The following is a 23,632-nucleotide window of genomic DNA, read 5'->3' on the forward strand; positions in this document are numbered from 1 at the left end:
CGGTGCCGTCCAGGAGCACACAGCAGTGCAGGGTGCGTTGCCCTTTAGGAGCGCGCGGCAGTGCGAGCGGCCCTGCCGTTCAGGAGCGCGCAGCGAGTGCGACGGGAGCGCCAGCCTGGGCGCTTCACTCCACCCAGGAGCCGCCGCGCAGCACCCGCACCACGTTGAGGTCGTCGTCGAGCACGACGAGGTCGGCGCGGAGGCCGACCTGGAGGGCGCCGACCCGGTCGCCCAGGCCGATGGCGCGGGCGGGGGTGGTGGCCACCATCCGGGCGGCGTCGGCCATCGGGATTCCGGCGTGCACCGCGTGCCGCAGCGCCGCGTCCATGGTCAGCGTGCTGCCGGCGATCGCGCCGTCGCGGGCGAGCCGGGCCACCCCGTCGGTCACCGTGACGGCCTGACCGCCCAACTCGTACTCACCGTCGGCCATCCCGGCGGCGGCCATGGCGTCGGTGATCAGCGCGGCGCGGTCCGGGCCGGCGGTTGCGGTGGTGAAGGTCAGTATGCCGTCGTGCAGGTGCACCCCGTCGGCGACCAGTTCGCAGATCACGGTCGGCGCGTCGAGCAGGGCCACCACCGGGCCGGGCTCGCGATGGTGCACGGGCCGCATGCCGTTGAACAGGTGCGTACCCACGCTCGCGCCGGCCGCGATGGCGGCGCGGGTCTGCTCGTAGGTGGCGTCGGTGTGGCCCACGGCCGCCACCACGCGGTGGGTGTTGAGCAGCTTGATCGCCTCCAGCGCGCCGTCGCGTTCCGGGGCGAGGGTGACCATGCGGATCGCGCCGCGACCCAGCTCGATCAGCTCGGTCAGCTCGTCCGTGGACGGGTCGCGCAGATACTCCGGGTTCTGCGCGCCGCACCGGGCTGCGGAGAGGTAGGGGCCCTCGAAGTGGACGCCCGCCAGTACGCCCTCGTCGACCAGCGGCGCGAACGCCTCGGTGGCCGAGCGCATCACCGGAAAGGGCGCGCTGACCAGGCTGGCCAGCAGCGTGGTGGTGCCGTGCGCCAGGTGGAAGCCGGCCGCCGCGCGCGCCTGGTCGGCGTCCCCGGTGGTGAAGGTGTGCCCGCCGCCGCCGTGGGTGTGCATGTCGACGAAGCCCGGCAGGATCCAGTGCCCGTCGCGGACCGACGGATACTCGGCCACGGCTGTGATCCGGTCGCCGTCCCACTCGACGCAGCCCTGCCGGATGACACCGGTCGGGGTCACCACTCGGCCGTTCACCCGTACGGTCATCGCTCCTCCTGATGGTCGAGGACGCGGGCGGCGTCCGTGTCCCGGACGCCCGCGGCGTCCAGCGCGAGCAGGGCGGCGCCGAGGCAGCCCGCCTCGTCGCCGAGGGCCGCCGCAACCAGCCGCGGCTCCCGGTGGAAGGTCATCCGCTCGTGCAGCGCCGCCCGCAGCGGGCCGAGCAGCCCGTCACCCGCCTGGGCCAGGCCACCGCCGAGCACGATCGTCGACACGTCGAACAGCGCCTGGCCGGTGGCGAGGCCGTCGGCGAGGGCCTCGACCGCCTCCTGCCAGACCCGGGCGGCGAGGGGTTCACCGGCGGCCGCCCGCTCGGCCACCATGGCGGCCGTCACGGCGGCACCGGGTGTCTGCTCCGCGCCGTCGCCGGCCAGCTCCGTATAGCGGCGACCGATCGCGGCCGCCGAGGCGATCGCCTCGAGGCAACCGGGTCGCCCGCAGCCGCAGCGCGGGCCGTCGGGACGGACCATGATGTGGCCGATCTCGCCGGCGGCGCCGTGCGCGCCGACGGCGGCCACGCCGTCGACGACGTGCGCGGCGGCGATGCCGGTGCCGATCGCCACGAAGAGCACGTGATCGGCGCCGCGTCCGGCGCCGAGTCGGGCCTCGGCGAGACCACCGACGCGCACGTCGTGGCCGAGCGCGGTCGGCAGCCCGAGCCGCGTCACCGCCAGGTCCCGCAGCGGTACGTCCCGGAAGCCCACGTTCGCCGACCAGACCGCGACCCCGCGTGCCTCGTCCACCACTCCGGGGACGGCGATGCCGATCGCGACCGGGGTGAGGCCGTCGGCTCGGGCCTTGCCGATCAGCCCGTCGGCCACGTCGAGAATGGTGTCGATCACGGCGGCCGGGCCGCGCGCGGCGTCGGTGGGGTGCCGCTCGGTGCGTACGGCGACGCCGTCCGGCCGGACCAGGGCGCACTTCATGCCGGTGCCGCCGACGTCCAGCGCCACGACCACCCGGTCGCCACTTACGGCACCGTTCACGGCACCGCTCACGCCAGCACCACGGACCGGCTGAGGTGTCGGGGCGCGTCCGGGTCGAGACCCCGGCTGGTCGCCAGCGCGACCGCGAAGCGCTGGGCCAGGATCAGGTCGGCCATCGGGTCCACCGGGGTGCGACCGGCAGACCAACTGCCGAGCACCGTGCGCCAGCCGTGCGTACGACTGTGCACGAAGGCCGCGCCGGTGGCGGCCACGTCCTCGGGCAGCCCGTCGGGCAGCTCGCCGAACGCCCAGACGAGCCGGCCGGGTGCGGCGATCGAGATGGGGCCGTGTCGGTAGTCCATCGCCGGGTACGCCTCGGCCCAGAAGGTGGCCGCCTCGCGGCACTTCAGCGCGGCCTCCTGGGCGAGGCCGACCGTCCAGCCCCGACCGAGGAAGGTGGCCTGCCCGATGGTGGCCGGGTCGATCGGCAGCGGGGAGCGCACCGCCACCTCGGCGTCGGCGGCGAGCGCGGTCACCGGGTCGCCGAGGTGCGCCCGGAGCAGGGCCAGCGCGGTCGTCGCGAAACGGGTCTGCACCACCGACCGCTCGTCGGCGAACGGCATGGTCACCGCGGCGGTGGCCAGGTCGACCGCCGGCGCGGCCGGGTCGCCGACGATGACGGTGGTGGGCGTACGCCCACGCAGCGCGGCGAGTAGATCCAGCACTTCGGTGGTGGTGCCGGAGCGGGTGATCGCGATCAGCCGGTCGTAGTGGCGGCCGGCGGGAAACTCGGACGCCTGGAACGCGTCGGTCTCGCCCTGGCCGGCCTGCTCGCGGCGGGCGGCGTACGCCATCGCCATGAACCACGACGTGCCGCAACCGACGACGGCGACCCGCTCGCCGGGGCGGGGGAGGTCGCCGCGCACGACGCGGGACAGCTCGGCGGCCTCCCGCCAGCAGTCGGGCTGGCTCGCGATCTCCGCGTCCACGTACGCCATGGGAAACTCCTCGCCGGGCCGACCTGTCTGCGCAATACGGCTCGTTACACCCGTATTTCGCGCGTTATTCTGCGCGAAGCGGGGTGGCCGTGGCAACCGACCGGCCGATCGCGCAGAACAGCCTTTTGCGCCAGGCTAGTTTCGCGCACTAGTGTGCACGCAATCAATCACCGATCGTGCAGTCACTGGGAGGGCCCCCGAGGTGGACCGGTACGCCAGATGGAACGCCCTGCTGGAGATGCTGACCGACAACGGTCGGGTCAGCGTCGAGGCGGCCGCCGAGCGGCTGGACGTCTCCCAGGCCACCATCCGGCGCGACTTCGACCAGCTCGCCCAGCAGCAGATGATCACCAGGACCCGGGGCGGCGCGGTCGCCAACGGCGTCTCGTACGACCTGCCGCTGCGCTACAAGACGGCCAAGCACTCGGCCGAGAAGCAACGGATCGGCGCCGCCGCCGCGGCGCTCGTCACGCCCGGCACCGTGGTCGGCCTGAACGGTGGCACCACCAGCACGGAGGTGGCCCGGGCCCTCGCCGTGCGGCCGGACCTGAACACCAGCGCCGAGGGTGCCCAGCTCACCGTGGTGACCAACGCGCTGAACATCGCCAACGAGCTGCTCGTGCGGTCGCGGATGAAGGTCGTGGTGGCCGGCGGGGTGGTGCGCCCGAAGTCGTTCGAGCTGGTCGGCCCGCTGGGCGGTGCGCTGCTGCGTGAGGTCACCCTGGATGTCGCGTTGCTCGGCGTGGACGCCATCGACCCGCAGCTCGGCGCCGCCGCCCACCACGAGGGTGAGGCGGCCATGAACAACCTGATGGTGGCCCGCGCCAAGCGGGTCGTGATAATCGCTGACTCGTCCAAGTTGGGCGGTCACGCCTTCGCCCGGATCTGCCCGGTCGAGCGGGTCGAGACGCTGGTGACCGACTCCGGCGCGGACCCGGAGGTGGTGGACGCCTTCCGGGCGGCCGGCGTGCAGGTCGTCTGCGCCTGAGCGGTAACTCTCCGTCAATAAAACGCATCGATCGGCGTGTCGATGCATACCGGGTATTGCGCGGCGCTGCATACCGCGTATGGTGTCGGCTGTCATGCCCACCATCGGGGGAGGTGCAGCTTGCCAGCTGTCCTGGAGATCGACGGTCTACGTAAGACGTACAAGAGTCGTCGACGCGGCACCCGCAACGCGCTCGACGGCTTCGACATGCGGGTCGACGCGGGGCAGGTGCATGGCTTCCTGGGCCCCAACGGGTCCGGCAAGACCACCACGCTGCGTACGCTGCTCGGCCTCATCCGGCCCGACGGCGGCCGGATGACGCTGCTCGGGCACGAGGTTCCCGCCGCGCTGCCCACCGTCGCCGGCCACGTCGGCGCCATCGTGGAGAGCCCGCAGTTCTTCCCGCACTTCTCGGCACGGGACACGCTGTCCCTGCTGGCCGGGGCCGGCGAGGTGCCCGCCACGCGCGTCGACGAGGTGCTGGAGCTGGTCGGGCTGCGCGACCGCGCGGGCGAGCGCGTCAAGACGTACTCGCTGGGCATGAAGCAGCGGCTCGCCGTCGCGTCCGCCCTGCTGAAGAACCCGACGCTGCTCATCCTCGACGAGCCGGCCAACGGCCTCGACCCGGGCGGCATCCGGGAGATGCGCACGCTGATGCGGACACTCGCCGAATCCGGGATGACAGTGCTGCTGTCCAGCCACATCCTCGGCGAGATCCAGCTGATCTGCGACTCGGTCACCATCATCTCGCTCGGCCGCCGGGTCGCCTTCGGCCCGGTCAACGAGGTGCTCTCCCAGCACTCGTCCGGCGCGGTCCGGGTCCGCCTGGAGGCGGTCAGCGACCTGCCGACGGCCACCGAGGCCCTCACCCGGGCCGGGGTGAAGGTCGCCGGGCACCCGGACCACCTGATGCTGACCGGCGTCGACAAGCCGGCCACGGTGACCCGGCTGCTCGCCGAGCACAACCTGTACGTCAGTGAGCTGGCCCCGATCGCGGTCGACCTGGAGAGCGTCTTCCTCGAACTGACCGCGACCGCGCCGGTCCCCGGCCAGAACCGCCAGGTCGACGAGTCCACGAAGGTTGGTGGGACGGGTCAGCCCGGCGCCACCGCGGGAGGGTGGGGCGCGTGAGCCTCTTTCGGACGGAGCTGCGCCGGCTGACCAAGCGGCGCTTCACCCGCTACATGACGCTGCTCGGCCTGCTGGTGCTGGCCGCGGTGGTGGTCGGTGTCTTCTTCACCAACCAGAAGATCGATGCCGGTCAGCTCGCCAAGGCCGAGCGTCAGGCCGACCAGCAGTACCAGGAGCAGATCCGCTGGAGCGAGCAGGAGCGGGCCAACTGCGAGCAGGCCAAGACGGCCGGCACGCCGAACGACGGCCGCTACCCCGACGACTGCTCGGTGATCACGGCCCCGTCGCGGGACCAGATCGAGGCCGAGTGGTTCCTGCCCTCGACGTTCAACTTCCGCGAGACGTTCGACGAGACACTGGTCCCGTTCGCGGCGATCCTCGCCCTGGTCGGGTTCGTCGTCGGCGCGTCCTTCGTCGGCGCCGAGTGGAGCACCGGCGGCATGATGAACCTGCTGCTCTGGCGGCCGAAGCGGCTCACCGTGCTGCTCACCAAGCTGGCCGCGCTGCTCACCGGCATCCTGGCGGTGACGCTGCCCGCCGCAGTGCTGTGGTTCGCCGGCTTCTGGGCGGTGGCCAGCTTCCGGGGCAGCACCGAGAAGATGACCTCGGGCACCTGGCAGTCGTTCGCCCTGACCGGGCTGCGCGGCGTGGCGCTGGTGCTGGTGCTCACCACGATCGGCTTCGCGCTGGCCTCGCTGGGCCGGCACACCGCGATGGCGCTCGGTGGTGTCGTGGCGCTGATGGTGGTCGGCCAGTTCGGCCTGGGCATCCTCCTGTCGATGGCGGGCGTGAAGTTCGCCGAGGCGTGGCTGCTGCCCACGTACGCGCTGGCCTGGATGACCAAGAAGGTGACACTGCAGGACTGGAACGCCTGCAACGCCACCTACTCCGGGGAGTGCAAGCCGGCCACCATGGACATCACCTGGCAGCAGTCCTCCGTACTGTTCTTGATCGGGGTCGTGGTGATCCTCGGAGCGGCGCTCTGGACGATGCGTCGACGCGACATCTCCTGATCGACGCCAGGGAGTCAACGGCGCGGCGCGGCCGGCCCCACCGTCGGGTGTTTCCGACGTGCGGAGCCGGCCGTGCCGGCTGCTGCGACCTTGGTCGGCCCTGGCTAGGCTGAACGTCATGCCCGCCGACGCCGCCCCGACCGCTCCCGAGCCGTCCACCGACGCTCGTCCGGGCGCGACGGCCGGCGGTGTCGCGCCGAGCGTCCCGACCCCCCGGCCGGCGCCGCCCGTCGAGAGCACCGACGACGCCGGGCCGGCCGACAACGACGCGCCGGACGACGAGACGGCCGCCGCACCGGCCGCGCCCCCGGCTGGCCTGACCACGCGGGAGCGGGCCATCCTCGCCTTCGAGCAGCAGTGGTGGCGGCACGCCGGCGCCAAGGAGCAGGCCGTCCGGGACACCTTCGGCGTCTCCTCGACCCGGTACTACCAACTGCTCAACGGGTTGCTGGACAATCCGGCGGCGCTCGCCGCCGACCCCGTGCTGATCGGCCGGCTCCGCCGGCTGCGCTCGTCGCGCGCCCGCAACCGCCGTCGCTGACCCCGCCGGCCCTACTTCTTCTCGTACCCCTGCAGGCCGTTGCCGATAGCGAAGAACGTCGGCGCCCACTCGCCGATGAAGATGCCCCACCGGTCCGCGCGTGCCACACCCGCCCGCTCCAGGTGCCTGGAGAGGAACCAGCTGGTGAACGACAGGCCGATGCTGGCGAAGCCGGCCATGTACATGTGTTCCGCCTTGAGCCCCGATTCGTGCAACCGCTTCAACATGCGATCCCCCTGTCGCGACGGACGACCCCGATTCGCGTTCCCACCTGCGGAAGCGCAACTCGAAGGCCAGACGTTGTCACGCTACCGCCGGGCCGTCGCCGGCGAACCGGGTTGCCGCGATACCGGATACGGCAGGAATGTAGCCGGGACGAAAGGGGTAGGCGGTCGTCGTCACGCGGGCCACGGGCCGATGGAGGGAGCAGGCTATGAGGGGTGCCATGCCGAGGCGGCCGCGCCGGTGATGCGGGTACGCTCCGCGTCCGCGCCGGCCCCGGGCCGGTCGGTCAACGAGGATCTGGTCTTCCAGTTCGGCCCGCTGGTCGGTGTCCTGGACGGCGCGACAGTGCCGGACGGCTTCGACACCGGCTGCGTCCACGGGCCCGAGTGGTACGTCCGACACCTGGCCGCCCGGCTCGGTGTGGCCGAGGCGGCCCGCCCGGCCGCCCGCCTGACGAGCAACCTGGCCGCGGCCATCCTCGCCGTGCGCGCCGATCACGGTGGGCAGTGCGACCTCGATCATCCGGGCACCCCGTCCAGCACCGTCTGCCTGCTGCGCGACTGCGGCGACCAGGTGGACTACCTGGTCCTCTGCGACAGCCCGTTGGTGCTGGATGTCGGCGGGCAGGTAAGCGTGGTGACCGACGACCGGCTGGACGCGGCGATGGCCGACCTGCGACAGACGGTCGCGACAGTGCCGGCCGGCGCGGCGGACCCGGTCACGCGGTTCCGGCACGCGGTGAGCGTCCAACGGGAGCGGATGAACCGCACCCACGGCTACTGGGTCGCTGCCGCCGACCCGGACGCGGCCTTCCATGCGGTGACCGGGACAGCGCCGCAGCGAGGTCCGGCGCCCCTGCGCCGGGCCGCGCTGCTCAGCGACGGCGCGTCCAGCGCGGTCGAGCAGTTCGGGCTGACCGACTGGACGGGGCTGCTGGACCTGCTCAGCGGTGAGGGGCCGGCCGCGCTGCTAGGTCGGGTCCGGGACGCCGAGCGCGATCACCCCGACCGGCTGCGTCGGCACAAGCCCACCGACGACGCCTCGGTGGTGTTCTGCGAGTTCGGATCGGTTGGGCCATAGGCCAGATGACGACGGAGCGTGAGGAGAAACACCCGAACCGCCCGACCGGCCGGTACCGGTAGCCGGACCGCCAGTGGATGTCCAATGGGGTGGACTTCGGCCGATGAGGCCGGCAGACTGCGGCACGTGGCGGGTGCGGTCCGGCTGGAGCCGGTGGACGAGCGGAATCTGGAGCCATTGCTCTCCGTAGCGGCTGCCGAGGCCGAGCCGGGCGAGGTGATGCCTCCGGTCGAGGCTCCCGCTGGCTGGTCGCTCGCCCGCCGGGAGGCGTTCCGTGAGTTCCACCGGGCGAGCTTCGCCGGCCTGGACGGCCCGACCGGCTCACAGATGTACGCGATCCTCGTCGGCGGCGAGGTGGTGGGCATGATCCGGATGACGCGCTGTGACGAGCCGGGCACGGTGGAGGCCGGCATGTGGCTCGGCCTCTCGGCGCGCGGGCAGGGAGTCGGCGCGGCCGCCCTGCGGGAGTTGCTCAACCTCGCCGCCCGTGCCGGTATGCGAGCCGTGGTCGCCGACACGACGTCGGACAATGTCGGCGCGGTCGCCGTTCTCGAAAAATGTGGTGCGAAACTGCGCGAGGACGGCGGAAAGGTGCACGCCGAAATCTGCCTCGATTCGACGCCTCCCGCTCTCTGAATCGGCTCCACCCCTTTGGTCTTTGTTGACATCCTCCCTGCCCAGGACCGGGTGAACGTCCTGTCTGTGTCGTTGGGAGCCGTTCTGCCGAATGTCTCTGCTCCCCGTTGACGGAAATTGTCGCAACGGTTTCGCGGCAATTCCCCCGGGTACTGCCGGCCGGGTCCGCAGATACGGGACGTCTGATCGAGGGCGTGGCGCGCGCTATTCCCCGGTAGCCCTTCTCCGGCCCCTGCGCGGCAGACGTCCCAGACCCACCGGGGAGCGAGGGAGACCTGATGAAGACCGGAACACGAATCGGGCTGGCGGTGGGCTTCGGCTACCTGCTGGGCCGTCGCCGCAAACTGCGTACCGCGCTGACTCTCGCCGCGGCGGTGGCCGCCGGCCGGGCGAGCCGCGACCCGGGCGGTCTGCTGAAACGGGGTGGTGACCTCCTGCACTCCTCCCCGCAGCTGAGCAACCTGAGCCGGCTCGGCGGGCCGCTGGTCAACGCCGGTCGATCCGCCGCGACCGCCGCGGCCGGCAGCGGCGTCGACGCGCTCACCGGCCGGCTGCGCGGCTCCGCCGACGCGCTGCGCCGCCGCTCCGGCAACCAGAGCGGCAACGGCAGCGGCGACGGCAACCAGAGCGGCAGCAGCAGCGGCGACGGCGACCGGAGCGGCAACGGCGACCAGAACGGCGATCGCGGCGCGACGAGCGACCGGAACGACGCGGCCGGGCAGCGACGGGGGCGGTGACCATGGCGGGAGACACCAATCCGGGCGGCCTCGGCGACAAGCTCCGCGGCCAGTTGGCCGACGAGGTGCGCAACCTGGCCGGGGCCATCGGCGAGCGGGCGGTGAGCGTGGTGACGGAGCGGATCACCGGCGCGACCGGCCGCCTGAGCGAGTACGCGCGCCAGGGCGGAGGGCCGGGCCTGATCGCCGCCGCCACCGGAGCGCAGAAGCTGGCCGAGGGCGGCTCACCGATGAAGGCGATGGTGCATGCCGGGGTGGCCGGCGGTAAGGAGAAGGTGATGTCGGCTCTCGGCCGCGTGGGCGGCAAGGGCGGTAAGGGCGGCAAGAAGCAGAAGGTCACCAACATCGTCGAGACGATCGAGGTCGGTGTCCCGGTGCGGGCCGCGTACAACCAGTGGACGCAGTTCGGCGACTTCCCGAGCTTCATGAAGAAGGTCGAGCAGGCGGAGAACGACTCGCCCGAGAAGATGACCTGGAAGGCGCAGGTCTTCTGGTCGCACCGGACGTGGGAGTCGACGATCATCCGCCAGGTGCCGGACCGGCTCATCCACTGGCGGTCGAAGGGCGAGAAGGGCTCGGTCGACGGCACCGTCAGCTTCCACGAGATCACCCCCGACCTGACCCGCATCCTGGTGGTGCTGGAGTACCACCCGCAGGGCCTCTTCGAGCACACCGGCAACCTGTGGCGGGCCCAGGGCCGGCGGGTACGGCTGGAGTTGAAGCACTTCGTCCGGCACGTCATGACCGAGGTGGCACTCGACCCGGATCAGGTCGAGGGCTGGCGCGGCGAGATCCGCGACTCCCAGGTGGTCAAGGACCACGAAACCGGTCTGCGCGAGGAGCGGGAGCGGCGGGAGCGCGGCGGGGAACGGGGCGGCGAGGCCCCGAGCGAGCCCGAGGACGAGGAGTACGCCGAGGAGGAGCCGCCCGAGGAGGAGCCGCGCCGTCGGCCCGGCGGGCGACTGCGTCAGCGGCCACCCCGGCGGCCGGCCGAGCCGGAGTACGACGAGGAGTACGAGGCGTACGAGGACGGCTACGACGAGGGGTACGCGGACGAGCCCGATGAGGAGCCGCCGCCACCACCCCGTCGTCGTGCCCCGGAGCGGGCTCGCCGACCTCAGCCACGCGAGGAGCCGCAGCGGCCCCGGCCGCCGGTCCGCCGGGGAGCGGAGCCGCCGCGCCGACCCGTGGTGCGCCGCCGTCGGGAGGAGGGGGAGTGACGCTCGCCTCCGGCGGTGACACCGTCGGCGGTGCCCTCGAACGCGTGCAGGGTGCCGCCGGCGGCCTCGCCGACGTCGTGGAGACGGTGCTCGACAAGGGCATCGTGATCGACGCGCAGGTGACGGTCGGGGTCATCGGGATCCCCCTTGTGGAGATCAATGCCCGGGTGACGGTGGCGAGCATCGAGACGTACCTGCGGTTCGCCGAGGCGGTCGACCGGCTCGACCTCGCCCTGGATGAGGGCGAAGGGCTGGCCGGCCTCGTCGGTGGTGTCACCGGCGCGGTCCGGGACGTCACCGGCTCGGTGCGAGGGCTCACCGACGACGCCACCGGCACCGTGCGGGACCTCGGGAGGAGCTGACATGGCGGACGAGACGGGACTGTTCATCTACGGGCTGGTGCCGGCGGACGTGGAAGCGACGCCGGACGCGGCCGGGGTCGGCGACCCACCCGGCGAGGTGACCGTCATCCGGCACGGTGACCTCGCGGCCCTGGTCAGCGAGGTGCCGCTGGACGCGCCGCTGGGCCGGGCGGCGGACCTGCGGGCGTACCAGGAGCTGCTGGACGGGACGGCGGTCGTGGCGCCGGTGCTGCCGGTGCGGTTCGGCACCGTCGTCACCGGGCCGGACGCGGTGCTCGACCTGATCCGGCCGCACCACGACCGGTTCGCCGCGGCGCTCGCCGAGTTCGAGGGCCGGGTGCAGTACGTGGTGCAGGGCCGCTTCGAGGAGCGGGCGTTGCTGCGCGCCATTCTCGACGAGAACCCGACCGCCGCCGGGCTCGCCGACCAGGTGCGGGGGCGTGCCGAGGCGGCCAGCCGGGAGCCCCGCATCCGGCTGGGGGAGCTGATCAGCCAGGCCGTCGAATTGCGCCGCGAGGCGGAGAACCGGCGGCTGCTCGACGTCACGGCCGAGTACGTGGTCTCCACGCAACTGCGCCCGCCCACCCACGAGATGGACGCGGCCCACGCGGCCCTGCTGGTGGACACCGACCGGGAGGACGCCCTGCTCGACGTGCTGGAGCAGTACGCGCAGGACCGTCGGGGCCTGCTGCGGCTGCGGCTGCTCGGGCCGCTCGCCCCGTACGACTTCGTCGACGCCCACCAGTTGGCGGGCTGACGGTGGACCTGCTCTGGGCGCTGCTGACCCTGCCGTACGCCCCGGTTCGCGGGTTGACCGCCGTGGTCAAGGTGGTGGCCCGGGAGGCCGAGTCGCGTCAACGGAACCCGGTCAACGTCCGGCGCGAGCTGGAGGAGTTGGACGCCGCTGTGGCGGCCGGCGAACTCAGCGCCGAGGAACGCGACCGGGCCGAACAGCGGGTGCTGGACCGGCTGACCGGGGGCGCGGGCCGGCGTTCCGAGGGCTCGGCGCCCGCCGACAGACGATCTCGTGGCCCGGTCCGGGAGAGGGGAGTGCGCCATGACCGACGACGCGAGGGCCCACGAGCGTGAGCTGGCCGACGAGGAGTACCTGCAACCCGTGTCGGCGGCCGAGGCGGCTCGGGCGGGCCTACGGCAGCTCGTCGAGTTGACCGGCCGCGAGCCCGCCGTGACCACGTCGCTGGAGCCCATCGAGGACGGCTGGCTGGTCGGGGTGGAGGTGGTGGAGGCGCGCCGGATCCCCAACTCGACCGACCTGCTCGGGCTGTACGAGGTGGAGTTGGACATCGAGGGGAACCTGCTCAGCTATCGGCGGGTGCGCCGCTACCAGCGCGGAAAGGGTGAGGTGGGCTGAGATGACCGTTGGGCAGCCGCCCTCGGTGGTGCAGAACTCGGGCCAGGTGCTGCCCGCCGGCCACGAGCCGGCCAACCTGGGCGACATCCTGGAGCGGGTGCTCGACCGGGGCATCGTCATCGCCGGGGACATCCGGGTCAGCCTGCTCGACATCGAGCTGCTGACGTTGAAGCTGCGGCTGGTCATCGCATCGGTGGACACGGCACGCCAGATCGGCATCGACTGGTGGGAGCACGACCCGTGGCTCAGCTCCCGTGCCCGCCCTCCGGTGGAGCCGGGACCGCGCGATCCGGAGCAGGTCGAGGCGGAGCGGCGACCCCGGGTGGCGGCCCGGGCGCGGCGTCGCGACGCCGAGGTGGAGGAGTGGGATGAGTTCGACGGCTGAGGTGGCTTCCGATCGGCGTGTCGCGGTGGCCGGGGTCTGGCTGCACGGTGTGGTGCGGGACGTCGATCGGGCGGTGCTGGCGACGGTCACCGGGATGGGTGGTGTTCCGGTCCGCGCGGTGTCCGCCGCCGGGCTGGTCGCGGTCGTCAGCACCGCGCCGCTCGACGAGTACGGCGAGGAGCCGCTGCGCCGCAACCTGGAGGACCTCGCCTGGTTGGAGCGGGCCGCGCGGGCGCACCATGCCGTGGTCGAGGCCCTCGCCCGACAGGGTCCGGTGGTACCGGCCCGACTCGCCACCGTGCACACGGACGACGGCCGGGTCGCCGCATCGCTCGCGGCCCGGCGCGCCGAGCTGTCCGCCACCCTGGCCCGGTTGACCGGGCGCGGCGAGTGGGGCGTCAAGGGCTACCTGGTGCCGGGGGCGTCCGTGCCGAGCGTCGCCGAAGCGGGCGGCGGCGGGGTGGGGACGGCGTACCTGCGCCGCAGGCGTGCCCAGCTGACCGCCCGCGAGGAACACCAGCAGGTGGCGAGTGCCGCCGCGGATGCCGTGCACGTCGCCCTGTGCGAGGTGGCCGTGGCCGGCCGTCGGCACGCCCCACAGGACCGGCGGCTCTCCGGCGTGTCCACACCGATGGCGCTCAACGGTGCGTACCTCGTCGACACCGCGGCGCTGCCCCGCTTCACCGAGCTGGTCGGTTCGTTGGGTTCCCGTCATCCGGGCCTCCGGCTGGAGTTGACCGGGCCGTGGCCGGCGTACTCCTTCGTGGCGGAACGGCCGGAGCCTGCCGGCGCCGGTCGGGGGTCGCGATGACCACCGCCCTCGCGCCGAGCAGCGCGGACGATCCGCTGGCCTACCGGCCGGTCGCCCTGGTCGACCTCCTCGACCGGCTGCTCGCCACCGGCGTGGTGATCAGCGGCGACATCACGTTGTCCATCGCCGACGTCGACCTGGTCCGGATCTCGTTGCGGGCGCTTGTCGCGTCGGTCGGCGCGCTGGCCCCACCGGAGGACGCCGGATGACCGGCCGGGACGACGCGGGCGAGTTGGTCGCCGCGCTCGACGCGCAGTCGTGGCAGCCACCCCGGGTCACGCCGCTGGACCGCCGGATCGCGGTGGACCGCGACTCGGTCGAGCGGGGACTGGCCAGCCTGGTGCTCACCGTCGTCGAGCTGCTGCGCCAGCTCATGGAGCGGCAGGCGCTGCGCCGGGTCGACCTCGGTGACCTCACCGAGGAGCAGGTCGAGCGCATCGGAGTCACCCTGATGGCGCTGGAGGAGCAGATGGCGGGGCTGCGTGAGCACTTCGGTCTGGCCCCGGAGGACCTGAACCTGGACCTCGGCCCGCTCGGCCCGCTCCTTCCCACGGACTGACCGTGCCGGACGGTCGGTGGTGACCCGGCAGGGGCCACCACCGACCGCTCGATCAGGCCGGGAGCCGCACGACGTCGTAGTCGACGTCCGGGCCGGGTTCGACGTCGAACCTGCCGTTCACCACGTACAGCGCCGAGCCGAGCAGGTCGCCCGTGGCCGGCGACCGCAGGTCCGGGCTGGTGATCTCCCGTCGCACCACCCCGGCGGTGTAGCCGGCGTTCAGCCCGACGACCGCGATGACGTTGGTCAGGTTGCGGATCACGTAGAGGGTGTGACCGCGCAGCACCAGCCCGTCGGCCCGGTCCACCGAGTAGCCGCCGAGGTCGAAGACACGGCTCGTTCCGGTGCGCGGGTCGACGCGTACCAGCCGACCGGTCAGCATCTGCGCGACCAGCAGGTCACCGTCGGGCAGCGCCACGATCCCGTTGTTGAACGCGTCGGGCGTCGCGGCCGGGCCACTGAGCGGCAGGACCCGCGCGGCGTCGGCGGCGGGCAGCCGACCACCCGGGAGCAGCGGTACGACGTACAGCACCGGCCGGGCCGAGTCGGTGAAGTAGACGGCGCGTCTGGTGACCACGAGGTCGTTGACGATGCTGCCCGGCTCGTCGGTGAACTGGTAGTGGGCCAGTTGGGCACCGGTTGCGCCGTCGTAGACGCTGGCTCCACCGGCGGAGAAGTCGGCGGTCCACAGCCGCCCCTGCGGGTCGAGCTTGAGACCGGCCTTCTCCCGGCCCGGCGCACCCGGGATGAGCACCGAGCCACGTCCGGTACGGACATCGCCGCGCCAGACCGCGCCGTTTCCGACGGAACCCACGTAGACGGTGGTGCCCCGGCCGATCGTCAGACCCTCCGGGCTGAACCCGTCCGGCAGAGCGATCCGGGACGGGAACGACGCCCTCGGGTGCGCGGTCGCCGCCGAGCCGACCGTGGTCAGAGTGGCCGCGGCCACCAGGGGGACGACGAGAAGAGAGAGCAACCTGCGCAAGAGGAACACCGCCTGTCGTCGAGTGGATCTCTCCACTGAGGAACATGCCGCTCTGGTAACGCGCCGGGTACGACAAAAGGTTGGGCGCGGCGCTCAGTCCCGGCCGGCGGTGTACGCCGCGAGCCAGGCGACCTGGGCCGGGTCGAGCGACGGCCGGACCCGTTCCCGGGCGACCGCCACGTGCGCGGCGGTGACCGTGGCGGCGGCCAGGGATTCCCGCATCGCCGCGAGCGCGGCCTCCCGGACCACCGCCGCGCAGTCCGCCGCCGAGAAGCCGGACAGCTCCGCGCCGAGGGCGGCCAGGTCGACGTCCGGCGCCAGCGGCACGTGCCGGGACGCGGCCCGCAGGATCTCGGCGCGGGCCGGCCCGTCCGGCGGCGGCACGTAGACCAGTCGCCCCAACCGGCCGGGTCGCAGCAGCGCCGGGTCGACCAGGTCCGGCCGGTTCGTGGCGCCGACCACCACCACGTTGCGCAGCGTCTCCACCCCGTCCAGCTCGGTGAGCAGCGCGGCGACCACCCGATCCGTGGTGCCCCCGTCGGTGGCCTGCCCGCGTACCGGCGCCAACGCGTCCACCTCGTCCAGGAAGATCAGCGTCGGGGCGGCCTCGCGGGCGCGGCGGAACAGCTCGCGTACCGCGCGTTCGCTCTCGCCCACCCACTTGGAGAGCAGCTCCGCGCCCTTGACCGAGAGCACGTTCGCCCGCCCCGACCCGGCGAGTGCGGTGACCAGGTACGTCTTGCCGCAGCCGGGTGGGCCGTAGAGCAGCACGCCACGCGGCGGCTGCACGCCGAGGCGGGCGAACGTGTCCGGATAGGTCAGCGGCCACAGCACCGACTCGGTAAGCGTCTGCTTGACCTCGTCCAGGCCGCCGACGTCGTCCAGGGTCACCGACGCCAGCTCCAGGGTGGACGCGGCCATCGTCGTAGGCCGGACCACCTCCAGGGCGGCGGTGAAGTCGGCCATCGCCACAGTGGGCGTCCGCGCGGTCTTCTGCCGCAACGCGGCGCGTACCCCGGCCTCCCGGACCAGCGCGGCCAGGTCCGCCGCGACGAATCCGGGGGTACGCCCGGCCACCTCGTCCAGCCGGACGTCGTCGGCGAGCGGCACCTGCCGGGTCAGCACGGTGAGCTGCTCACGGCGCAGGGCCGGGTCGGGCAGCGGAACGCTGATCCGCAGCGACAACAGGTCCGGTGCGCGCAGCGCCGGGTCGACCGCTTCGGGCCGACCGGTGGTGCAGACCACGGCGACACCCGCCCGGACGGTCTCCGCGAGCACCTGCCGGAACACCGTGGCCAGCGGGCCGGGCTCCTCCGCCGGGGCCAACGCCTCCACATCGGTGACCAGCAGCACCGCCGGTCCGCCGGTACGAACCGCCGTCGCCGCGGCGCGCAGCCGGTCGGCAGCCGCCTGGTTGGTCAGCGCGGCCACCTCGGGCGCCCACAGCGGGTGGACACGGGCACCCACCCGGGCCGCGACGGCCCGCACCAGCGCCGACTTCCCGGAGCCGGCCGGCCCGGAGAGCAGCACACCCAGCGAGATGGTGGTGCCCAGCCGGCCCAGCACCTCCCGATGGTGGAAGCCGAGATCGAACAGCTCGGTCAGCTCCTCGGCCTGGCCCCGCAGCCCGGGCAGCTCGTCCACGTCCGGCGCGTCGCCGGTCGCGTCCGCTGTCGGGGCCGCGCCGAACGCAGCCGCCCCAACGGGTTCACCGTGGGTGGCCGGCCCGTGCTCCCAGGCGACCACCGTGTCCATGGTGACCAACGACCCGGCGGACTCCTCGACGGCGACCACGCTGAGCAGGGTGCTGGTCCAGGCGAAGCCGACGGTGGTGGCGAGGCTGCGCCGGGCCGCCTCAACGAGGCTGCGCGTCGAGGCGTCCGGCAGCACGTCCTGCGGCAGCAGCGACACGTCGTCGCCCGCCGTGACCACCTTGCCGAGCAGGGCGAGCCGGAGCATCTCCGGGCTGACCGCCGCCACCACCTGCACCGGCCCGGTCAGCGTGACCCGGCCCGCCGGGGTCAGCGGCAGCGGCGACACCCGCACCGAAGCGCCGTCCCGCAGGCCCAGGTTGCCCAGCGTGAGGTCGTCGGCGTACAGCAGGGCACTGCTCGCGCCCGCCCCGGCCGCCGCGACGATCCCGGCGGTCTCCCGGCGGCCCGTCAGTCGCACCGGGTCGCCGGGGCGCAGCCCCAGCGCGGTCAGCGCCTCCGGGTGCAGCCGCACGATGCCCCGTCGGGCGTCCAGCGCCGCGGGCCGCAGGCTCGCCGTCAGGGTCAGGTCGGGTTGGGCCATCGCCCGACCGTAGCCGCCGTCAGCTCGTCGGGGCAGTCAGCGCCGCGGATCCAACTCATCCAGCAGCGACGGATCCCGCCGGATCAGCTCTGCCAGACGGGCCGCCGGGTCCGGGGTCAACCCGTCCGGGCCGGGTGCCCACGCCGGCACCGTCCGACCGGACAGCGGCCAGGACGGCGGGGGCTGCACCGGCGCCGCCGGTGGCTCCGGGCCGACCGTGACGTCCGGGCCGTCCCACGAGACCCGCAGCGGGTACGTCCGACCGTCGTGCTCGACGCGGACGGTCACCGCCAGGCCCGGGTGTGCGCCGACGACCTGGCGGACCGCCTCGGCCACCTCCTCGACCGGGCCCCACCCGACGACGTCGCCGGGGCTCTCCCGTTCCGCGTGCCGACCATCGTGCCGGGCGGGCCCGGCGTTGCGCCCACCCGTGGCGGCGCCCTGCCCAGCGGTGGGGCCCGGCGGTGGTGCGGTGTCGTCCCGATCGGTGACCCGCCGGCGCAGCGCCTCCTCGCGCCGGGCCAACCGGGCCAGCGTCTCGTCCAGGTCGCCCCTCACAGATCACCCCTTCCCACCACGGCCGGAGCCGGTCGACTCAGGCCTTCCTGTCCCGGGTGGCCCGGTCCAACGCCCGGTCCAGGACGACCAGCAGGGCGTCCCGCACTGAGAGCCGGTCCCGGGCGTCGAACTGCACCAGGGGAACATGATCGCCGATGGCGAGCGCCCACCGGATCTCGCCGAGCTCCAGGGCCAGTCGCCCGTCGAACGCGTTCACCCCGACCACGAACGGCAACCCGGCCCGCTCGAAGAAGTCGATCGCCGGGAAACAGTCGTCCAGCCGTGAGCTGTCGACCACCACCAGCGCGCCGAGAGCACCCCGGGCCAGGTCGTCCCACATGAAACCGAACCGTGCCTGCCCGGGAGTGCCGAACAGGTAGAGCTTCAGACTGCGGTCGATTGTCACGCAACCAAAATCCATCGCCACCGTCGTGGTGGTCTTGCTCGACCGTACGCCCGGGTCGTCCACGCCGATCCCGGCGCTTGTCATCTCGGCCTCGGTGGTCAGCGGCGCGATCTCGGAGATCGCCCCGACCGTGGTGGTCTTGCCCACGCCGAACCCGCCGGCGACGAGAATCTTGACCGGCACGGGTGGCGCCGCAGGTGGCCGGTTGGTCGGCCCGGCGTCGGCCGGTGGCCGGTACGGCGGTGGCGGCCCCGTCGGCGGCGGCGCGGCCCGCCCGAGCGCCGAGGGAGTCCCCGGGGCCGTGCTGTAGCGGGCGGTGGCGCTGTTGCCGGCGAGCCCTCCGAGCGGGACGCCCGGCCATTCAGGAGATCGCACGAAGTCCATCAATCACTCGCAGGATGAGGTCGGGGTCGAAGGCGTCGTTGGCGTCGGTGACGTGCACGTCCAGGTGCCCGGCGGCCCGCAGGTCGCCGACCAGGACCCGGGTCACGCCGAACTGCAGCCGGGCCCGGGCGGAGAGTTCGGCCACCGAGATCGGCTCGGCGCAGAGCGCGATGATCGCCTGGAGTTCCGGCGCCAGCAGGCCGACCGGTGGGTCGGTCCACCGGCCGCCGTCCGGGCGCAGGGTCACCTGCGTCTCCAGCCCGATCGCCGGATCCGCGCCAGCCACCCGCCCGGAGGTGAGCACGAACGGCCGCGGCCCTGTCGGGCCGCCACCGCCCCGCTGCGGCTCTGGCGCCGCCGGAGCGCCGCCCCCACCCGGGTGCGGCGTGCGCAGGTAGGGGCGGATCCGGGTCCCGGGCTCCGGGTCCGGGTCCTCGCCGGCGACGTCGGGGGTCACTGCTGGACGGCGTTCTTCAGCTCGACGATCAGTCGCGGGGTCAGCGCACCACCGGCCCGACCGGCAAAGAGCGTCATCTCGTACGCGACGGTGCCCAGGTTCGCCGACCGGTCGGCGACGACGCCGAGCACGGAGCCACTGCTGATCGCGCTGATCAGCAGGTAGCCGTCGGCCATGTCGACGATCACCCGGTTCAGGCCGCCGAGCGCGTACCAGCTGGCCGCGCCGCCGGCGAGGCTGGTCATGCCGGAGACCACGGCGGCCAGCCGCTCCGCGTTGGAGCGGTCCTTGATCGCCGACATGGCCATCAGCAGCCCGTCCGAGGAGACCGCGATCGCCTCCAGCACCCCGGCCGTGCTGGAGGTGAAGGAGTCCAACAGCCAGTTGAACGTGCGCGCCTCGGGACTGAGATCCCCGACGGCGCCGGGCTGGCTCTGGTGGTCGACGTTGTCGTGCAGGAAGGGGCTGGTCACCGTGATGATCCTTCTTCGTTCCGACGGTCTGGGCTGACTTCGCGGAGAGCACGGGCGACGCCCGCCTCGAACTCGGTGATGAGGTCGCGTACCTCGGCCGGATCCCCGGGGTGCGGGCTGAACGGCTGGCAGGGTGGGGAGACCGTGAGGTTGGCGCCGGGCACCCGGCGGCTCAGTCGGGGACGGCCCCGGGTGAGGCCGGCGGTGTCCGCCACCGTGGGGCCGAGGCCGCCGGGGGTGGCGGGCAGGTCGACGGTATCGCCCGGATCCGCCGGCGTGGGGCCGGCGCTGGTGGCCGGCCCGGTGGCCGCGCGCATCGACCACTGCCCGACCGGGCGCCCGGCGGCCGGCGGGACGCTCAGCTCGGCCCGGCGTACGCCGGACTCGAACGCCTCGACCAGCGCGCGAGCGGCGTCCGGGTCGGCGCCGGTGGCGTCGACCGGCCGGGTCGGCGCGGCGGTGGCGGGAAGGCTGGCCCCGGGCACCCGCTGCCGGACCCGGGGGCCGGTCGCACCTGCCGTCGCCGGGCTTTCCGCGGTGGCGGCCGGACCCTCTGCCCTAGCGGCGGAAACGCCGGAGTCGACCGATTCCCGAGCGCCGAACGCGTCCCAGGACTGGCCCGACTCCAGGCTGCGGGTGGCCCGGCTGAGAAGGTCCGTGTCGAATCCGGCCGGTGCCGCGACGGCGGCGCGGGAGCGGGCTTCGCGGGCGGAGTCGAGAGCCGGCCGTCGGCCCCGGTCCGGTACGGCCGCCCGGGCGACAGTCGCCCCGGCCCGGTCGGCGCGGCGCAGCACCAGCGACGTCTGCGGGATCTCCACCTGCGCGGTCACCCCGCCGCCCGCGGTGGCGGCGAGGCTCACCTCCCAGCCGTGGCGGCGGGCCAGCCGGCCCACCACGAAGAGGCCGAGCACCTCGGTCGGCGCCAGGTCGAGACGTTCGCGCCGGGTGAGCCGCGCGTTCTCCTCGGCCAGTCGCTGCTCGCTCATGCCGATGCCGTTGTCCACCACAGTGATCCGGGCGCCCCGCCCGGACGTCTCGCCGGCCACCAGCACCCGGGTGTGCGGCGGGGAGAAGACTGTCGCGTTCTCCATCAGCTCGGCCAGCGCCAGGACGAGGTCGCCGACGACCGCCGGAGCGGCGGCGATGCCCGCCGGCACCTGCACCTCGACGCGGGTGTAGTCCTCGATCTCGCCGAGCGCCAGCCGGACCACGTCGGCCAGCGGCACCGGCGCGGTGTGCGCGTCGGCGCCGGCCGAGCCGGAGAGCACCACCAGGCTGCCGGCGTTGCGCCGCAGCCGGCTGGAGATGTGGTCGAGTCGGTACAGGTGCTCCAGGCGGCCCGCGTCGGCCTCCTGCTGCTCCAGCCGGTCGATCAGCGCGAGCTGGCGGCTCACCAGATTCTGCGTACGCCGCCCGACGTGGCCGAACATCTGCGCCACGTTGCGCCGGCCGGCGACCTGCCGCTCGACCAGTTGGGCCGCGGTGTTCTGCACCCGGTCGAAGGCCCGGGCCAGCTCACCGATCTCGTCGTTGGAGCGGACGACCACCGGCTCCAACCGGACCGACTGGACCTGCTCCGTCTCGTCGTCGGTGACCCGGACCAGCTCCGCCTCGGCGACCCGGGCGACCCGGTCGGCGGAGCGGGTGAGCTGGCTCAGCGGTCGGGCCACTGTCCGCGCGACCGCCGCGCTGAGCAGCACCACCAGCGCCAGGATCAGCGCCGCCGCGGCACCCACCAGGTACGCGGCGGTCAGCGCCCGCCGCTGCTCGGCCTTCACCTCGGCGAGAACGTCGGCGACGATCTTCTTCTCGACGAACTGGCCGAGCCGGATCATCGTGCGGACGGCCGGGAAGAGCGCCTCCAGCGGCACGTCGCGGACCGCGCCGGCCGGGTCCCGGGCGCTGGTGATCAGGAAGTCGGGGCTGGTACGCGCGGCCACCGCGGCGTCGTTGAGCTGGGCCACCTTGAGCTGCTCCGGAGTGATCAGGCTGCGGAAGCGCGCGTTGTCGACCTGGAGTGCGGCAATGCACGCCACGTATCCGGCGGTGGTGTCCGCAGTGCCGATCGCCTTGACCAGGATGCTCAGGGTGGCGCAGGTGCCGAGGCCCTCGTCGGCACGGAGCAGCCCGTCCAGGGCGAGCACCTGGCGGCCGGGCAACGTCTCGGTGTCCACGTTGAAGACCAGCCGTAGGGACCCGATCAACTCTCTGTTCACGGGGCCGAACGCGTCCATGACCTGGCCGGGGTTCGCGGATCGAGCCAGCACCCCTCTGCGTAGGTCGACGAGCCGGGACACCCCGTTGAGCGCGTGGTCGACCTGCTCGGTCAGCGCGTCGCCGCCGTCGGCCCGCAGGTCGGCCACCCGGTCGTCCACGTCGGCGGCCGTGCGGATCACCTCGGAGCGGTCGACCCGGCGCAGGAGGTAGCCGACCGACAGGATGCGTTCCTGTTGCAGGTCCTGGACGAGGCTGCCGACCCGGCTGGCGAGGCGCACCTGTTCGGTGATGTCGGCGGCGCGTTGCGCGGCGGCCACCCGGTCCAGCACCACGGGCACCGCGAGGCCGACCATGCTGAGCAGGGGGATCACCACGAGCAACGCGAGCTTTCCGCGGATCCGGAGCCTACCGAGAAGCATCGAACGGCCCCCACTGCGCGAGGATCGGCTCGGGAGCCGCGCCGACCGGTTGCAGCGGTCGAAGCTCGGCCGGTTGGCCGGTCGGGGCTGGCGGCTGCCATGGGTCGCCGGGCGGCGGGGCGGCGGGGCTACCGGCTTCCGGCGTGGCGGCCCGCCGACGTGCGCGTCGACCGGCGGCGATCAGCATTCCGGCGAGCCAGACCAGCAGGAGGGCGGCTGCAACGCCCGCCCCGACGGCCACCCAGCGGTCCCGGCCCAGCCCGTCGGCCCGCTCGGTGAGCAGGGCGTCCAGTTCGCCGAGGATGACCGGCTGGAGCTGCCGTGCGGCGTTACGCGAGTTGAGTGCGGCGGCGGTCAGTTGGCCCTGGTCGACGGTGCCGGCGGCGCTCGGGGTCGAGTACAGGGCCAGCGCCTCCACCGACCGCTGGTAGGCGTCCAGCGGGGTGAGCACGTTGGCGCCCAGGTCGGTGCTCTCCGAGTTGTCGACGGCGGAGCGCAGGTTGTCGACCACGCTGTTCGCGGGCGACAGGGCGGACACCCGCAGGCCGGTCAGCTCCATCAGGCTGCGGGGCCGTTCGGCGGCCGGCCGTCGGGTGGCGAGCGCGCCCAGGTCGGCGAGCCGGCCGGCGGCCACCACCGCCTCGGGCAGCTCCTGGCCGGCGCTGTCCTGCAGGAAGAAGGAGTCGACGCCCGGGTCACGGCCCAGCCCCGAGCTCTCCCGGACCTTGCGGTGCAGGGCGAGCAGCAGGTCGGTGACCTCGCCGTACGCGGTATAGGCGGCCTCCGGGTCGGCGGGGCTGCGGTCGCGCAGCGCCTCCACCTTGGCCCGTAGCCCGGCCCACCGTTCCTGACTGCGCAGTTGTCCGCCGATGCGGGCGTCCACAGTGGCAGCCTGCTCGACCGCGCGGCTCAACGGCTCGCCGGGCACGGGGCGTCCGGCCACGGCCGCGGACTGGGCTTCCACAAGCGCCTCGGTGACCGGGGCCAGGGCGCGCAGGTACTGCACGCCGAGTCGTTCGGAGTCGGCCAGGCTCCGGTCGTCGCTGGTCTGCCGCCAGGTGGAGGCGAAGAGCAGCCCCACCGGCGCCAGCAGCGCGACGATGAGCAGCAGCGGCAACGACCGGCCCAGCACGGACGTCCGTCGACGGGCCCGCGGGGCGGGGACTGTCATGTGTGTCTCCTCCGGCGTCGGGCGGGGGAACGGCGCG

26 protein-coding genes and 2 pseudogenes are annotated in these 23,632 nt (G+C 73.5%); 16 read left to right on the plus strand and 12 right to left on the minus strand.

Features of this window, described 5'->3' with window-relative positions:
• Positions 1 to 124: 124 nt before the first annotated feature.
• Genes nagA through ACGGAQ_RS17980 form a run of 3 tightly spaced genes read right to left on the minus strand, consistent with a single transcriptional unit; the run spans position 125 to position 3,170 of the window.
• Positions 125 to 1,234 carry an N-acetylglucosamine-6-phosphate deacetylase gene (nagA, locus tag ACGGAQ_RS17970; RefSeq protein WP_393050471.1) on the minus strand — a complete coding sequence of 370 codons (1,110 nt, stop codon included), beginning with the start codon at positions 1,232 to 1,234 and terminating at the stop codon, positions 125 to 127.
• Positions 1,231 to 2,244, minus strand: coding sequence for an ROK family protein (locus ACGGAQ_RS17975; RefSeq protein WP_393050474.1), 1,014 nt, complete (start codon positions 2,242 to 2,244; stop codon positions 1,231 to 1,233). The genes nagA and ACGGAQ_RS17975 overlap by 4 nt, the downstream gene beginning before the upstream one ends.
• Positions 2,241 to 3,170: a sugar isomerase gene (locus ACGGAQ_RS17980; protein ID WP_355135685.1), complete on the minus strand. Its 930-nt coding sequence runs from the start codon at positions 3,168 to 3,170 to the stop codon at positions 2,241 to 2,243. The genes ACGGAQ_RS17975 and ACGGAQ_RS17980 overlap by 4 nt, the downstream gene beginning before the upstream one ends.
• 202 nt (positions 3,171 to 3,372) lie before the next feature.
• Here ACGGAQ_RS17980 and ACGGAQ_RS17985 point away from each other — a divergent pair, with 202 nt between their 5' ends.
• The 4 genes from ACGGAQ_RS17985 (at position 3,373) to ACGGAQ_RS18000 (ending at position 6,843) form a co-directional block, all read left to right on the plus strand.
• Positions 3,373 to 4,158: a DeoR/GlpR family DNA-binding transcription regulator gene (locus ACGGAQ_RS17985; protein WP_007465896.1), complete on the plus strand. Its 786-nt coding sequence runs from the start codon at positions 3,373 to 3,375 to the stop codon at positions 4,156 to 4,158.
• A gap of 120 nt (positions 4,159 to 4,278) precedes the next feature.
• Positions 4,279 to 5,289, plus strand: a complete 1,011-nt coding sequence (locus tag ACGGAQ_RS17990; RefSeq protein WP_393050478.1) for an ATP-binding cassette domain-containing protein — start codon at positions 4,279 to 4,281, stop codon at positions 5,287 to 5,289.
• Positions 5,286 to 6,302, plus strand: coding sequence for an ABC transporter permease subunit (locus ACGGAQ_RS17995; RefSeq protein WP_393050481.1), 1,017 nt, complete (start codon positions 5,286 to 5,288; stop codon positions 6,300 to 6,302). Before ACGGAQ_RS17990 ends, ACGGAQ_RS17995 begins: the two co-directional genes overlap by 4 nt.
• A gap of 118 nt (positions 6,303 to 6,420) precedes the next feature.
• On the plus strand, positions 6,421 to 6,843 hold the full coding sequence (locus ACGGAQ_RS18000) for a DUF3263 domain-containing protein (protein WP_393050484.1): 423 nt from the start codon (positions 6,421 to 6,423) through the stop codon (positions 6,841 to 6,843).
• An 11-nt stretch (positions 6,844 to 6,854) separates the two neighbouring features.
• Here ACGGAQ_RS18000 and ACGGAQ_RS18005 read toward each other — a convergent pair whose 3' ends face one another.
• Complete coding sequence (locus tag ACGGAQ_RS18005) at positions 6,855 to 7,070, minus strand: hypothetical protein (RefSeq protein WP_234583345.1); 216 nt, start codon at positions 7,068 to 7,070, stop codon at positions 6,855 to 6,857.
• A 241-nt stretch (positions 7,071 to 7,311) separates the two neighbouring features.
• Here ACGGAQ_RS18005 and ACGGAQ_RS18010 point away from each other — a divergent pair, with 241 nt between their 5' ends.
• The 12 genes and pseudogenes from ACGGAQ_RS18010 to ACGGAQ_RS18065 all read left to right on the plus strand — a co-directional run bounded on the left by ACGGAQ_RS18010 (position 7,312) and on the right by ACGGAQ_RS18065 (position 14,230).
• Complete coding sequence (locus ACGGAQ_RS18010) at positions 7,312 to 8,148, plus strand: hypothetical protein (RefSeq protein ID WP_393050487.1); 837 nt, start codon at positions 7,312 to 7,314, stop codon at positions 8,146 to 8,148.
• A 126-nt stretch (positions 8,149 to 8,274) separates the two neighbouring features.
• Positions 8,275 to 8,784 (plus strand): GNAT family N-acetyltransferase, encoded by a 510-nt coding sequence (locus ACGGAQ_RS18015; protein WP_393050491.1) that lies wholly within the window; start codon positions 8,275 to 8,277, stop codon positions 8,782 to 8,784.
• Positions 8,785 to 9,062: 278 nt separating this feature from the next.
• Complete coding sequence (locus tag ACGGAQ_RS18020) at positions 9,063 to 9,521, plus strand: hypothetical protein (RefSeq protein WP_393050494.1); 459 nt, start codon at positions 9,063 to 9,065, stop codon at positions 9,519 to 9,521.
• A gap of 2 nt (positions 9,522 to 9,523) precedes the next feature.
• Positions 9,524 to 10,741 (plus strand): SRPBCC family protein, encoded by a 1,218-nt coding sequence (locus ACGGAQ_RS18025; RefSeq protein ID WP_393050497.1) that lies wholly within the window; start codon positions 9,524 to 9,526, stop codon positions 10,739 to 10,741.
• Positions 10,738 to 10,956, plus strand: a pseudogene (gene gvpJ / locus ACGGAQ_RS18030) (gas vesicle protein GvpJ); the annotation flags it as partial. The gene ACGGAQ_RS18025 and the pseudogene gvpJ (ACGGAQ_RS18030), both read left to right, overlap by 4 nt.
• Positions 10,957 to 11,104: 148 nt before the next feature.
• Complete coding sequence (locus ACGGAQ_RS18035) at positions 11,105 to 11,860, plus strand: GvpL/GvpF family gas vesicle protein (RefSeq protein WP_393050500.1); 756 nt, start codon at positions 11,105 to 11,107, stop codon at positions 11,858 to 11,860.
• 2 nt (positions 11,861 to 11,862) lie between these two features.
• Entirely contained in the window at positions 11,863 to 12,192 is a 330-nt protein-coding gene (locus ACGGAQ_RS18040; RefSeq protein WP_393050502.1) for a gas vesicle protein GvpG, read from the plus strand.
• On the plus strand, positions 12,161 to 12,475 hold the full coding sequence (locus ACGGAQ_RS18045) for a gas vesicle protein (protein WP_393050505.1): 315 nt from the start codon (positions 12,161 to 12,163) through the stop codon (positions 12,473 to 12,475). Before ACGGAQ_RS18040 ends, ACGGAQ_RS18045 begins: the two co-directional genes overlap by 32 nt.
• A gap of 46 nt (positions 12,476 to 12,521) precedes the next feature.
• Positions 12,522 to 12,677: pseudogene (gene gvpJ / locus ACGGAQ_RS18050) on the plus strand (gas vesicle protein GvpJ); the annotation flags it as partial.
• A 166-nt stretch (positions 12,678 to 12,843) separates the two neighbouring features.
• Positions 12,844 to 13,671, plus strand: coding sequence for a GvpL/GvpF family gas vesicle protein (locus tag ACGGAQ_RS18055; protein WP_393050507.1), 828 nt, complete (start codon positions 12,844 to 12,846; stop codon positions 13,669 to 13,671).
• Entirely contained in the window at positions 13,668 to 13,880 is a 213-nt protein-coding gene (locus ACGGAQ_RS18060; RefSeq protein ID WP_393050510.1) for a gas vesicle protein, read from the plus strand. Before ACGGAQ_RS18055 ends, ACGGAQ_RS18060 begins: the two co-directional genes overlap by 4 nt.
• Positions 13,877 to 14,230 (plus strand): gas vesicle protein K, encoded by a 354-nt coding sequence (locus ACGGAQ_RS18065; protein WP_358152583.1) that lies wholly within the window; start codon positions 13,877 to 13,879, stop codon positions 14,228 to 14,230. Before ACGGAQ_RS18060 ends, ACGGAQ_RS18065 begins: the two co-directional genes overlap by 4 nt.
• Positions 14,231 to 14,282: 52 nt before the next feature.
• Here the strand turns inward: ACGGAQ_RS18065 and ACGGAQ_RS18070 are convergent, their stop codons facing one another.
• The 8 genes from ACGGAQ_RS18070 to ACGGAQ_RS18105 form a co-directional block, all read right to left on the minus strand.
• Positions 14,283 to 15,215, minus strand: coding sequence for a superoxide dismutase (locus ACGGAQ_RS18070; protein WP_393050513.1), 933 nt, complete (start codon positions 15,213 to 15,215; stop codon positions 14,283 to 14,285).
• A 93-nt stretch (positions 15,216 to 15,308) separates the two neighbouring features.
• Positions 15,309 to 17,510, minus strand: a complete 2,202-nt coding sequence (locus ACGGAQ_RS18075) for an AAA family ATPase (protein WP_393050516.1) — start codon at positions 17,508 to 17,510, stop codon at positions 15,309 to 15,311.
• A gap of 36 nt (positions 17,511 to 17,546) precedes the next feature.
• Positions 17,547 to 18,068, minus strand: coding sequence for a hypothetical protein (locus ACGGAQ_RS18080; RefSeq protein WP_393050518.1), 522 nt, complete (start codon positions 18,066 to 18,068; stop codon positions 17,547 to 17,549).
• Positions 18,069 to 18,105: 37 nt separating this feature from the next.
• Positions 18,106 to 18,858 (minus strand): ATP/GTP-binding protein, encoded by a 753-nt coding sequence (locus tag ACGGAQ_RS18085; RefSeq protein WP_393050521.1) that lies wholly within the window; start codon positions 18,856 to 18,858, stop codon positions 18,106 to 18,108.
• The gene (locus ACGGAQ_RS18090; RefSeq protein ID WP_393050523.1) at positions 18,836 to 19,315 is read right to left on the minus strand and encodes a DUF742 domain-containing protein; all 480 of its coding nucleotides are present in this window, start codon (positions 19,313 to 19,315) and stop codon (positions 18,836 to 18,838) included. Before ACGGAQ_RS18090 ends, ACGGAQ_RS18085 begins: the two co-directional genes overlap by 23 nt.
• Complete coding sequence (locus ACGGAQ_RS18095) at positions 19,312 to 19,788, minus strand: roadblock/LC7 domain-containing protein (protein WP_007465863.1); 477 nt, start codon at positions 19,786 to 19,788, stop codon at positions 19,312 to 19,314. Before ACGGAQ_RS18095 ends, ACGGAQ_RS18090 begins: the two co-directional genes overlap by 4 nt.
• Positions 19,785 to 22,424, minus strand: coding sequence for a nitrate- and nitrite sensing domain-containing protein (locus ACGGAQ_RS18100; RefSeq protein ID WP_393050525.1), 2,640 nt, complete (start codon positions 22,422 to 22,424; stop codon positions 19,785 to 19,787). The genes ACGGAQ_RS18095 and ACGGAQ_RS18100 overlap by 4 nt, the downstream gene beginning before the upstream one ends.
• Entirely contained in the window at positions 22,411 to 23,595 is a 1,185-nt protein-coding gene (locus ACGGAQ_RS18105) for a hypothetical protein (protein ID WP_393050527.1), read from the minus strand. Before ACGGAQ_RS18105 ends, ACGGAQ_RS18100 begins: the two co-directional genes overlap by 14 nt.
• Positions 23,596 to 23,632: the final 37 nt, after the last annotated feature.

The organism is Micromonospora sp. NPDC047557 (assembly GCF_043205095.1).
In the GTDB taxonomy this organism is placed as follows: Bacteria; Actinomycetota; Actinomycetes; order Mycobacteriales; family Micromonosporaceae; genus Micromonospora.